This window comes from Aliivibrio fischeri (genome assembly GCF_009727955.1).
Lineage (GTDB): Bacteria > Pseudomonadota > Gammaproteobacteria > Enterobacterales > Vibrionaceae > Aliivibrio > Aliivibrio fischeri_A.
This window is the reverse complement of record NZ_WOBR01000010.1, coordinates 225,872-238,721: the sequence shown is the minus strand read 5'-3', so window position 1 is coordinate 238,721 and position 12,850 is coordinate 225,872. Positions and strand designations below refer to the sequence as shown.

General features: G+C 38.9%; 9 protein-coding genes. 4 read left to right on the top strand and 5 right to left on the bottom strand.

Annotated features, from left to right (window positions below):
* Positions 1–42 precede the first annotated feature (42 nt).
* Positions 43–1,194 (bottom strand): OmpP1/FadL family transporter, encoded by a 1,152-nt coding sequence (locus GNP81_RS14235; protein WP_155672514.1) that lies wholly within the window; start codon positions 1,192–1,194, stop codon positions 43–45.
* Positions 1,195–1,429: 235 nt separating this feature from the next.
* Between GNP81_RS14235 and GNP81_RS14225 the strand changes: the two genes are divergently transcribed.
* A complete protein-coding gene (locus GNP81_RS14225; RefSeq protein WP_146860914.1) occupies positions 1,430–1,960 on the top strand; it encodes a lipocalin family protein in 531 nt (176 codons plus the stop codon).
* Between the two features lie 83 nt (positions 1,961–2,043).
* Here the strand turns inward: GNP81_RS14225 and GNP81_RS14220 are convergent, their stop codons facing one another.
* A complete protein-coding gene (locus GNP81_RS14220) occupies positions 2,044–3,303 on the bottom strand; it encodes a hydroxymethylglutaryl-CoA reductase (protein ID WP_012534689.1) in 1,260 nt (419 codons plus the stop codon).
* Between the two features lie 300 nt (positions 3,304–3,603).
* On the opposite strand from GNP81_RS14220, the gene speA reads away from it, so the two are divergent.
* Positions 3,604–5,496 carry an arginine decarboxylase gene (speA, locus tag GNP81_RS14215; protein ID WP_370539786.1) on the top strand — a complete coding sequence of 631 codons (1,893 nt, stop codon included), beginning with the start codon at positions 3,604–3,606 and terminating at the stop codon, positions 5,494–5,496.
* On the top strand, positions 5,496–6,422 hold the full coding sequence (speB, locus tag GNP81_RS14210; protein WP_005423310.1) for an agmatinase: 927 nt from the start codon (positions 5,496–5,498) through the stop codon (positions 6,420–6,422). The genes speA and speB overlap by 1 nt, the downstream gene beginning before the upstream one ends.
* 88 nt (positions 6,423–6,510) lie before the next feature.
* Here speB and GNP81_RS14205 read toward each other — a convergent pair whose 3' ends face one another.
* Positions 6,511–7,416, bottom strand: a complete 906-nt coding sequence (locus tag GNP81_RS14205; protein WP_155673848.1) for a M15 family metallopeptidase — start codon at positions 7,414–7,416, stop codon at positions 6,511–6,513.
* A 322-nt stretch (positions 7,417–7,738) separates the two neighbouring features.
* Here GNP81_RS14205 and GNP81_RS14200 point away from each other — a divergent pair, with 322 nt between their 5' ends.
* The gene (locus GNP81_RS14200; RefSeq protein WP_155673847.1) at positions 7,739–10,792 is read left to right on the top strand and encodes a DUF748 domain-containing protein; all 3,054 of its coding nucleotides are present in this window, start codon (positions 7,739–7,741) and stop codon (positions 10,790–10,792) included.
* A 93-nt stretch (positions 10,793–10,885) separates the two neighbouring features.
* Here the strand turns inward: GNP81_RS14200 and GNP81_RS14195 are convergent, their stop codons facing one another.
* A complete protein-coding gene (locus tag GNP81_RS14195) occupies positions 10,886–11,938 on the bottom strand; it encodes an aldo/keto reductase (RefSeq protein WP_155672509.1) in 1,053 nt (350 codons plus the stop codon).
* Positions 11,939–11,974: 36 nt separating this feature from the next.
* A complete protein-coding gene (locus GNP81_RS14190) occupies positions 11,975–12,763 on the bottom strand; it encodes an ABC transporter permease (protein WP_155673846.1) in 789 nt (262 codons plus the stop codon).
* Between the last annotated feature and the right edge of the window lie 87 nt (positions 12,764–12,850).

The window sequence follows — 12,850 nt, the reverse complement described above, 5'->3', positions numbered from 1 at the left end:
AATGGCTTACCAACTCAATTGGTAGGCCATTTTATTTTTTCTTTAAAAAGTAAAGTTTACGCCCACAAAATGGATTCTGCCGTCGAAAGAACCGTCTACCTTTAAACGATCCATATCAACAGAGCCTAAATCGGCGTATTCATAAAACATATCCATTGTAATATCGTCCCATGATGTGGATGCACCAACAGAGTAGCGATATTGTTCACCTACCGGTAAATCTACCCATTGCATCGAAGGATCATCTTGAGGTGAGGTTTCATATGAGAATCCGGCCTTTAAACGCCAATCAGAATTTAGACGATAATCAGCACCGATGGCAAATTTCCATACATCATCCCAATCTCGTTTTATTTCGGCACCACCATTACCTAGGTTTGCGTCTAAAATGGTCGAATCCCAGTGGCTCCAACGGTGCAACTGTATGCTACTTAATAAGTTTACATCTTTACTTAATGCATAACTGGTGCTGAGGTCAACAATATCAGGCATGATCATTCCACTGGAAAGCGTTGGATTAAAATTACCTAAGCTAATGTTATTATTAAATTCATGCTCAAGTTTTGAACGGTAGCTTAAGCCCATGGATGCTTGTTCTGAAACTTGATACATAACGCCTAAATTATAGCCATATGCCCAATCTGAATCTTTTTCAGCAGTAATTCCTGACATTGATTGCTCAAAAGAAGCCCAGCTAAATTGTAAACCAGCCCCTAATGATAATCGTTCATTTACTTGATAACTTAAAGCAGGATTTAACTGCATTGCAGTCAAGCTGATATCTTCTAATAGTCTACTGCCAGCCCAGTCACTACCATAGTCTAAGCTTGAGCCTCCAACAGCGCCAAGTGCTAAGCCAAAGTGTAATTTGTCTGTTATCGCTTGAGTATGAAAAGCGCCAGCTGAAGGTAAAATTGAATGTGCTTTGCCATCTTCTGAACCATTGTTATCATTAAATTTCATTTCTAAATCAAACGCCATGGTATTGATGGTTGTTTTACTCTCTCCCATGTAGGACATGGTGGCAGGGTTTGTCCACATTGCAGCCGCAGATTCAGTGTAAACGCCGTCTCCTGCGCCTGTTGTACCAGCATTCGCAACGGTTGCTTCTTGAAGAAATAATCCGCTAGAAAAAGCATTAAAACTGAGCAAAACAGCAGAGGCAGTTAAAGAGTAGCTAAAAAAGGGTTTCATAAAGTGCTCTTATATTAATGATCAAAAGGGCATGAAAAATACTCATGCGTACAATAAAAATGCGATTAATCACAAATTTATTTTTGGTTTTATGATAAATAAAAATAAATACCATTTAGGAATAATGAATATTCCAAACCGTAATAAATAAAGATGCAGTTATATTTAACTATGGGATGATCTTTTTGTTGAAAAGTATCGTAATAACAAAAAGATAAGAGTAATGGAGACAATGATGTTTAAAAGTATAAGTAAAGTGGGTTTTGGGGCTGTTATATTGATGATGCTCAATGGGTGTTTAGGAATGCCAAAAGGTGTAGAACCCGTTACGGGCTTTGAGTTGAATCGCTATCTTGGTACTTGGTATGAGATAGCTCGTTTGGATCATTCTTTCGAAGATGGCTTGAGTCAAGTAAGCGCAGAATACTCAATTAATGAGGATGGCAGTGTAAAGGTGATTAATCGTGGTTTTTCAGATCAAGATCAACAATGGAGTGAGGCTTTAGGTAAAGCAAAATTTGTTAATGGAAGTGATGAGGGGTATTTAAAAGTTTCTTTCTTTGGACCTTTCTATGGTTCTTATGTTGTTTTTGAGTTAGATAAAGAAAATTACCAATACGCCTTTGTTTCAGGCCCTGACCTCGATTATTTATGGCTACTTTCACGAACTAAAAAAGTGGACCAAGAAGTGATTGAACGCTTTGTATCAACCGCTCAATCACTTGGTTTTAAAACAAATGAACTCATCTTTGTTGAGCAAAAATAATAAAGCGAGATATAGCAAATAAAAGAAATGGCACTCATATTAAGTGCCATTTTTTTATATGGAAACCTGACATCATTTTTTAATTAACGAGCTAACTTATGATGTGCTCGAGAGAAGTGCCCCGCACAGAATGCCCCTACGATGGATAACTCTCCAGCTAAGCATAAAGCCGCACATACTTCAGCTAGTGCTTGAGATTTACCTGCGCCATGCAATCCCATTAATTCTAAGCACGCTTTTTGACTTGGTAATCCGGTACCACCGCCAACTGTACCAAGCATAAGGTTAGGCAGAGTGACACTTGCGTATAAGTCACCATTTCTATCCACTTCAATGCGAGTCATCCCAATGGCTGATTCAGCCACACATGCTGCATCTTGCCCACAAGCGATATAAAGAGCGGCAAGGGCGTTAGCATAATGAGCATTAATACCTATAGTTCCACTGAGTGTGGCACCAACCGTACTCATTTGGGTAAACTGCATCATTTTTTCAGGGGTAGTGTGTAGGTATTTTTTCACTAACTCCGCAGGGATGTGTGCTTCAGCAGTGACTTTCTTGCCTCGGACACTGCGTAGAGTTTGGCTGCTTGCTTTTTTATCTCCTGATAGGTTGCCATCTAAATAGGCATTCTCTGGAGTGATTGGAGAGTTTTCCATGATGTAGCTAAACACGGCATTAGTAGCAATAGTGACCATGTTTTGTCCTGAAGCATCACCAGTTAAAAACTCGAATACTAAATAAACATGATTACCTTCAATACTGATATTAATATCGCTGAGTTTCCCATGAGAAGTAGTGGATTCAGCCAGTTGTTTGAATGTGTCGTATTGAGTGACAGCCCATGCAACAAACTGTCCCGCTTCGGCTAAACCAAAAAAAGCAAACGCAGGTGTACGAGTTACCCCTTCATTTAATAGCATGGCACTTGCGCCACCACTTGCCGTCAGCAGTTGTGCTCCACGATTATAAGAGGCCACTAAAGCCGCTTCTGTGGTAGCTAGTGGTACCAAGTAATCATCATTGGCAAATAAGCCATTCACGCGTAATGGGCCTGCAAGACCAACAGGCAGTTTCACCGTGCCAATAAAATGCTCGATGTTTTTCTCGTACACATGCATTTGATTTTGTGTGTGTGGATCGAGAAGTTCTGATTGGAGTTCAGGTTTTGCAAGTTTATCCCAGCGACGAGTAAGATTCTTTTCTGTTAGATAAGGGCTTGGAGTGATTTTATTGTGTGGTTTTTCAAAATGAGGGTTGAGCGATTGCTCTAATTTATCTGCAGAGATATCGCCTCCTAAGATTGAAACATAGTCACGGCGATGCAGATTCAGTTTTGGCATAAGAACATATTAATTACAGCAAATGTTGAATGAGATTCTACTGTTTCGTATCAGATAAACAAGGATAATGACAAAAAGCGTTACAGTTTTATCTCTCAATTTTGAACCAAAATAACGACAAATTTTTTCGATTATTACGATAAATATTCATTATTGGACTACGTTTAAAGAATGTTAGTTAATGCCGTCGACAACTTGTTAGATTACAAGGATTGTTAGGTTATGCTTCGATATTCCAACGAAGTATTTTCTTTTGATGGCCCTATTGTGTGAGGTCTAGATTTGGAACATTCGGTTAATTTGGAACGTATCCGTGCTGAGTATAATGTAAAGCACTGGAGCCAAGGTTTTTATGGTATTGATGACAATGGTGAGGTTTATGTTTCACCACGCACTGACGCGAGTCACCAAGTTCCACTAAGTCATATTGTGAATCAATTAGAGCAGCGAAATATTGGATTGCCTGCTTTGGTTCGTTTTCCCCAAATCGTTCATCAGCGCGTGCATAATATTTGTAATGCATTTAACCAAGCGATTGATGAATACCAATATGAAAACCACTATCTTCTTGTTTACCCAATTAAAGTAAACCAACAAAAAGAAGTGGTTGATGAAATTCTTGCAAGTCAGGCGCAATTAGAGCAGAAGCAATTAGGCTTAGAAGCAGGCAGTAAACCTGAATTATTGGCCGTATTAGCGCTAGCTCAAAAAGCGAGTTCAGTTATCGTATGTAATGGTTATAAAGACCGTGAGTATGTTCGCTTAGCACTGATTGGTGAGAAACTTGGTCACAGTGTTTTTATCGTTCTAGAAAAATTATCAGAATTAGATTTAGTTCTATCTGAAGCAAAAGCATTAGGTGTTAAACCACGTCTTGGCTTGCGTATTCGTCTTGCTTCTCAAGGTGCAGGAAAATGGCAAGCAAGTGGTGGTGAAAAATCGAAATTTGGTTTGTCTGCTTCTCAAGTATTAACGGTTATTAATCGTCTAAAAGCAGAAGACCAATTAGATATTTTAGAGCTTGTGCATTTCCATTTAGGTTCACAAATGGCAAACATTCGTGATGTTCGTAATGGGGTGAGTGAAGCGGCTCGTTTTTACTGTGAATTACGTGATATTGGCGCAAAACTAAAATACCTCGATGTGGGTGGTGGTTTAGCGGTAGATTACGATGGAACACGTAGTCAATCATCTAACTCGATGAATTACGGCTTGGCGGAATACGCGCGTAATATCGTAATGACGATTGGTGATATTTGTCAGCTTTACTCACAACCAATGCCAGTGATCATCTCTGAATCTGGACGTTCGTTAACGGCGCATCACGCGGTGTTAATTACCAATGTTATTGGTACAGAAAGTTATACGCCTGAAGCCATTGAAGCGCCTCGTGCTGATGATCCGTTGTTATTACACAATATGTGGCGTAACTTAGAACAGTTAGAAAACGGCAGCGATGATCGTGCGCTAATTGAAATTTATAACGATACTCAATGTGACGTAGCAGAGGCTCATAATCAGTTTGCGACAGGTATGATTAACCTTCAGCATCGAGCATGGGCAGAGCAAGTATCACTGCGTATTAATTATGAGTTAAGCGTAAAAATGAGTACGAAGAATCGCTACCACCGTCCAATCTTGGATGAGTTAAGTGAGCGTTTAGCGGATAAATTCTTTGTGAATTTCTCTCTGTTCCAATCATTACCAGACGCGTGGGGTATTGATCAGGTGTTCCCTGTGTTACCACTAAGCGGTCTTGATAATGCGGATGAGCATCGTGCTGTTGTATTGGATATTACGTGTGACTCAGACGGTACGATTGATCAATACGTTGATGGTCAAGGTATTGAAACAACGTTACCAGTACCAGCTTGGAACCCTGATGAGCCTTATTTAATGGGCTTCTTCTTAGTGGGCGCATACCAAGAAATCTTAGGTGATATGCATAACCTATTTGGTGATACTCACAGTGTTGTTGTTAATGTTGATGAAAACGGCGAAGCAAATATTGATTACATTAATGAAGGCGATACCGTTGAAGATATGATGCGTTATGTACATATCGATGTGGATTTGATCCGTCAAAACTACAAAGACATGGTAACAGCGAAAGTTGCAGAAGAAGAACAACAAAGCGTGCTTGAAGAGTTAGAGCAAGGCTTAATGGGTTACACCTATTTGGAAGATTTTTAATGAACGATTTATTCACCAAAAAAGATTATTCATTGTACTCAAATGCAATGACATTTATGCGTCGCCCATTGGTACAAAACCCAATTGATAACGATGCAGATATCGTTGTATTAGGTGCACCATTAGATATGGCAACCTCAGGTCGCCCTGGGGCGCGTTTAGGCCCTGATGCGATCCGTCGTGCATCAGTAAATCTAGCGTGGGAAGGTAAAAAATTCCCATGGGATTTCAATGTATTTGATCATACAAAAGTGATTGATTCGGGTGACCTTGTTTTTGATACCGGCGATGCAGAAGATTTAACGGTACGCCTTGAAGCGGCAGCTGATGCGATTCTAGATAGTGGTAAAACGCTATTAGGTTTAGGTGGTGATCACTTTATTACTCTACCTTTGCTACGTGCTTATGGTAAAAAATACGGTGAAATGGCATTAATTCATTTTGATGCTCATACTGACACTTATAGTCATGGTAGCCGTTACGATCACGGTACTATGTTCTATCATGCTCCAAATGAAGGGCTTATTTCACCTGAGCATTCAGTGCAGATTGGTATTCGTACTGAGTATGACCAAAAAGATCACGGCTTTAATGTGATTAACGCCATGCAAGCGAATGACATGAGTGTTGATGCCATTATCGAGCAAGTAAAAGGCATTGTTGGTGATAAACCAGTATACCTAACGTTTGATATTGATTGTCTTGATCCTGCATTTGCTCCGGGTACAGGTACACCCGTTTGTGGTGGTTTGAATTCAGATAAAATCTTAAAAATCATCCGTGGTTTGCAAGGCATCAACATGGTTGGTATGGATGTGGTAGAAGTATCACCTGCGTACGACCAAAGTGATATCACAGCACTGGCTGGTGCGACGATTGCTTTAGAGCTTCTGTATGTTTGGACTGCGAATCGTTTAAATAAATAAGCGTGATAAACTGAGTAAAAATAAACCCGTTGAATGAGAGTTCAACGGGTTTATGCTTTTCAGGTTCAGGTTCAGGTTCAGGTTCAGGTTATTTAAAACAACGAGATTGTGACACTTGTGCTTTTTTGTTTATTGCTTGCATCACAGCACTAGGGTTAGATTTATACAAACGGTTTAAAGACGTCGTTGTTTTTAATTCTGTTTGTAAATATGAAGTGTAATCTTTGAATTTATTCATCTGCTTAGAACCGTAATTCTGTTGGCATGACTGAACCCAATCAACATAATGATTAAAGAATAGGGACGCCTCTTTGGTTGGCATTGCAGTCATTAAATACGCCATATCACGACTGGTTTGAAAGTGCTGAAAATCAATGGGTGTATCCCAATATCCGCCCCAATAAATGAATCCATTTTGAGCAAAAATATTAATCACTTCCTCTGCAAATCCCTTTCTGTCTTCCTTACCTAAACGTTGCAGCATTCGGTTTGAATATTCATGACCTTTTAATGGTTTAAAAGTCGCGGTTCCCCATGAAGTAAATTCAACAAACGGATTCTGTAATGGGTTGATATCAATAGCTGCACCATAAGCATGTAAAGAGAGGGAAGATTTACCGACAATAGGTCGATAGTTAAATGCTGAGGTGTTGTTTGCATCCATGGATTTATTATCATTACCAGCGTAATACTCAATGGGTTTTGCTTGGGCAATTGGAAAGCCTTGCTGATACAACTCATCAAAAATACGTTCAACGTGAGGCGCCACTGCATCTAAGACAACAAGTTTACCTGTCGCTGTTTTCCCATTAAACGTGTAATGCTTAAAGGTGACGTTACGTAAGCGGTCACATTGAACGGGGGCTTTAGTTGACATTACGCCTTTACCAATCATTGCTTGGCATTGCGCTGCCGTTAAATTAGATATATTGGCAAAACTTGGGGCAGAGCAAATAGATAATGCTAAAGCAGTAAGAAGGCGGTATTTTTTCATGTAAACAGTCCTTATTAAGACGGTAACTTGCTGTATTTTAAGTGACTATGCCACGAATTTTTTTCTTATTCTAGTTGTTCTAGAGTCCAGATGAATAAACGTATTTGAGTGTGATTTTCATTCCAAATTAAATATCTTACGATTTTGCGAGTCAATCAAAGGAGATCGCTAGACATAAGCATATTGTATAGATAGAATTTTGATGTTTTTTGTTCTGTCTATAGATAAAAGTAATAATTACTGATTTTGAATCGTTAATGATTATATTAAGAATGCTTAATACGTCATGAGACTGCTATAGACGTAGGAGTAGTAGGTAAAAATGTCGAACAAATTTAAAGCTGTAGTTGAAAAGTTTCGTTCTTTTCCTCGCCGTATTCGCTGGAGTACGTATGCATTAAGTGCTTATCTTTTATATGCTGCATTGTTTGGCTTATTGGTACCATATATTGCTAAGCAGCAGATCCCAGAGCAGCTTTCTAAACTTATAGAACGTCCTGTAACGTTAGCTGACGTGACGTTTAATCCTTTTACTCTTCAATTAGATCTTCATCAGTTTTCCATTCAGGACGCTGAATCTTCAACTTCCTTTGTGCGCTTTGAGAATGCTGGCGTAAAAGTTAACTTTTGGGAGTCGATTTTTAATGCAGCTATTTCAGTTGAATATATTGCATTAGATAAACCTTATGTTGATATTGAACGTTTAAATGATACCGAACAATTGGTATTTAATTTCAATGATATTTTAAGTGCTGTTGCACGTAATTTGGCTTCAGAAGAAAAAGTAGAACCATCAATAGAAGAGCCAATTGATCGTCATAAAGCGTTATTTCCTGTTTTGATTAAACAAACAAGACTAGCTCAAGGTCATGTCAGATTTTTTGATGGTGTCACTGAAACAGAGTTAGTTTATCCAGATATCAACTTCACGTTGGGTGCGTTTTCTACACAAAGCGTATTAACGAATGCTGAGTATAAGAATGAGTATCGTCTACAAATTACAGATGCAGATTCGGGCAAGGTAGAGCTCAAAGGTCAAGTACAATTAAAACCGTTAGAAGTGGTCGGTGATATTCATGTTCAGAAGATTGAATTACCACGCTTATGGGGCTTTATTGAAAAAGACATTATTGCCAAATTAACCTCAGGGAATGTGAATTTTTCATCGAACTATCATGTGGCTCAAACCATCGGTGATACTGAAAGCGATGATACGATGAGCATCACTACTGATGAAGGCGTCTTCTCTGTTAATCACTTAAATTTTAATGCAGAAGATAAATCCATTGTTTCACTGCCTAGTTTCTCCGTAAATGGCATTGCAACGAATGTAGAAAAGCAAACTGTTACGATTGCATCTGTTACTTCACAAGGCTTACAGGTTTCAGCAAAAGTTGATGATAAGGGCGCAGACCTTGTTAACTTCTTCACACCTAAGTTTATTGCTGAAGCACCAAAAGAACATAAAGATGAATCAGTAGAAACAGAACCAAAATCTACAGAAGTCTCTCCGTCATGGTTGGTAACGCTTGATGGTATAGAAATTAAAGATTATCAGCTAAATGTAGAAGAAAAGGTTATTACTAAAAAAGCTAACCTGTGGCAGATTTCTCCTATTAATTTAACGACGAGTCAAATTGTCAGTGATTTATCTAAGCCTATTGATTTTGATTTCTTTGCTTCAGTTAATAGCAAAGGGGATATAAGCGTTAAAGGCCAGGCTGATGCTAAACAACAAGCCGTAATGGCTGATATTGATGTTAAATCATTAAAACTTGCTCAGTTTCAGCCTTATTTAGCAACAGCAGTAAATGCTACGCTCACTAAAGGTGAAGTGAATACACAAGCTAAGTTAAATGCTAATGCAGAAGGTAAGGTTATCGTGAATGGTGGGGTGCAAGTTAATCATCTTTCTATTCGTGATAATAAGCTGAGAAAACCGTTTGTAAAATGGCGCTCATTAGCGGTGAACAAATTTGATTTTGATTTACAAAAGTCTAAGTTAGCTATTGATACGCTAAGTGTTAGTCAGCCTTATGCTCGAGTGGTGATTAACAAAGATCGTTCCACTAATATCGGTGATTTGATTGTTGCTCAACCTAAAGCTAAAAAATCAAAATCGACAACGACGAAAAAGGGTCAGAAGCCGTTTGCATTAAGTGTTAGAAAGATAGCGTTTAATAATGGATCGGCTTTCTTTGCTGATAACTCACTTACGCCGAATTTCTCTTCTGGTATCGAACAATTAAAAGGCAACATTGGTCATGTATCGAGTATTCCAGGCACAAAAGCAACGGTTGATATTAGCGGTAACATTGAGAAATACGCACCAGTAAAAGTGAAGGGGGAAATTAACCCATTACTGAAGCAACCATATTTAGATTTGGATGTGGTATTTAAGAGCGTAGAGTTGACGACGGTAAATCCGTATTCAGGCACATATGCAGGTCACTATATCGATAAAGGGCAATTAACCTTAGCGCTTAATTATCAGTTAGAAAATAATCAGCTAAAAGGTGAGAACCATGTGATTATTGATCAGCTGCAATTAGGTAAAGCCAGTGACAGTGATTTAGCAACCTCATTACCATTAGAGCTGGCGATTGCTTTATTGCAAGATAATGATGGAGTGATTGACCTTGGGGTTGAAGTATCTGGTGATGTAAACGATCCGGAATTTAGCTTAGGTGCTGTTATTTGGAGTACGATTTCAAATATCATCACCAAAGCAGTCACAGCCCCATTTTCGTTCATTGCCGGTCTTGCTGGCTCTGATGAAGAATTAAATGTGATTGCCTTTCAATTTGGTACTGATGACTTAACAGCAGAAGAGCAAGAGAAGCTACAAACGTTAGGTAAAGCACTAGAGACTCGTCCTAAACTGAAATTAACGGTAGATGGAGCCGTGAATGCGCAAGAAGACAGTAAGGCTCTTGAGCTAGAACACTTTAATCAGTTATTAGTGGAAGCCGCTAAAATGCCTGAAAATGAATTACCTCAAAACTTAACGGCGAGTTCGATGCCAACTTCGGGACCATTATCAGACGCTTTGCAAAGTATATATAAAGCGGAATATGGTGAAAAAGCCACTGAAGTAAAAGATCGAATTGAAGACGAAGAAGAAGCAAAAGACATAGAGTTAACGGATGAGGAGTTAAATAAACGCTGGCATATCGCTTTATATAATTTGGTTTTAAACAAGCAAAAAATAGATGAAGCGGAGCTTGGTCAATTAGCTCAACAGCGTGCTCAAGCAGTAAAAGCGTATTTAGTTGATGTAGTAAAAGTGGATGCCGCTCGTGTGTTCTTACTGGATAGCCGTTTTGACATCGAACAAGACACAAGTAGCGTATTGTTATCGTTAGAAGCGAAGTAAACTCTTACCTAGGGATTAAAAGAATAAAATGGCGTATCAAGATAGGATGCGCCATTTTTCTATGTAGTGATCATTTAATTAGCTATGTATGCATTAAAACGGCATTGGGTACTGTCTAAATACCGCATTAATCTCTGAAATAACTTCGTCACTTAATGGTTTTGAGAACGCCTCAATATCTTCTTTTAATTGCTCTAGAGATGTTGCACCAATAATAGTGGATGTGACACCGTCCACTTGATCACACCAAGCTAATGCTAATTGGCAAGGTGTATAGCCGTGTTTCTCAGCAATATCCATATAGGCACGTACCGCTTCGTTTGCTGCGGGTGTATCGCGGAAAATACCATTACGTTGTGAGAAGGTCCAACGGCTGCCTTCTGGCATTTTACCATCTAAATATTTACCACTTAGCATGCCGCCAGCTAGTGGTGACCAAGGTAAGTAAGCCACATTTTCATGAATACAGTTTTCAATGAGATAAGGCCAGTCTTTTGCATGCAATAAACTGAATTCGTTTTGAATTGAAACCATTCTTGGTAAATCGTATTTTTCACTTAATTTTAGATAAGTATTGATGCCCCACGGAGTATCGTCTGATAATCCTATATGATGGATTTTTCCAGCTTTCACACAAGTATCTAGTGCTTGTAAGATCTCTAGCATATCCGTTTCTTCTTTCTTTGCATCGAATTCACTGAATTTGAATTGATTTGGAAAGTGCTTACCAAAATGTGGGGAAGTACGGTTTGGCCAATGCAGTTGATAGAGGTCTATATAATCCGTTTGTAATCGTGCAAGTGAGGCATCAACCGCAGCAATAATAGCTTCACCTGTGATTGCTCCCCCATCACGAACCCAAGGTAGGCCAGGGCCTGCAATTTTAGAGGCTAAGATGATTTCTTTGCGTCGTTCAGGATTTTCCGCTAGCCAATTACCAATGATGGTTTCTGTTTTACCGTAGGTATCGGGTGATGGCGGTACCGCATACATTTCAGCGGTATCAATAAAGTTGATGCCTTGGCTTAGCGCATAATCAATTTGTTGATTGGCATCTTCCTGAGTGTTTTGTTTTCCCCAAGTCATGCTCCCTAAGCAGATACGAGAAACAGAGAGATTACTGCTGCCAAGTGTTGAGTATTCCATGTAATGAAGGCTCCTTTATTTCTTTTTATTGGATTGTTAATTTAGAAAATGCACTAATACTTTCCCTTCTTTTGAAATATTGTTCTTGAGGGTTAGCTGTAATGTGATAGTGACGGATATGGTCAGCATAACAAAAATAGCGATTAAAATAAGCAGTTGATATTTTATAGCAACCATTGGGTTAACCCCTCCTAAGATCTGACCTGTCATCATGCCAGGAAGGGTAACTAAGCCTGTTGTAGCCATTGATGCCATAATAGGAGCAAAGGCTTTTTGCATTGCTGCACGGACAAAAGGAAGGGTTGCATAGTGCGGAGATGCGCCAAGAGCGATAGCGGCATGATACTCACTCTCTCGTTCTTTAAATGCAGTGAATAAGTTTTGCAAAGCAACGATATTTCCACTCAAACTATTGCCTAATAACATACCAGCTAGAGGGATCACATATTGGGCGCTATAAAGTGGGGTTGGTTGGATAATTACCGAACTAAGTAAAATGACCAATGGTGAAAGTCCAATAAATAAACCAGTAGCTACGGGAAACAGCAGGCGTCTTTTTGGTAGTTTGGCTTTAGAAATGATAGAGCTAGAACCGATAGCAATCATTAATACAATCCATAGTGCATTTAACAATGGATCATTTAATTGAAAGACAAACTCAAGATATAACCCAATGAATGCCAACTGTGTAATCATTCTAATCACACTGATAGTCATGTCTTTAGCGAGATCTAATTGGTAAATGCGATTAATTGAAAACGGAATGACTAATGTAAGGCTAAACAGCCCCATTAACGACCAACTGATATCTAAGGATTCTTGCATATTTTCTATTGGCTAATGAATCATGGGTAAAGTATCTCAGGATTTACATTATTTCTAAACTATTAAATATGCATCATATTGAGAATG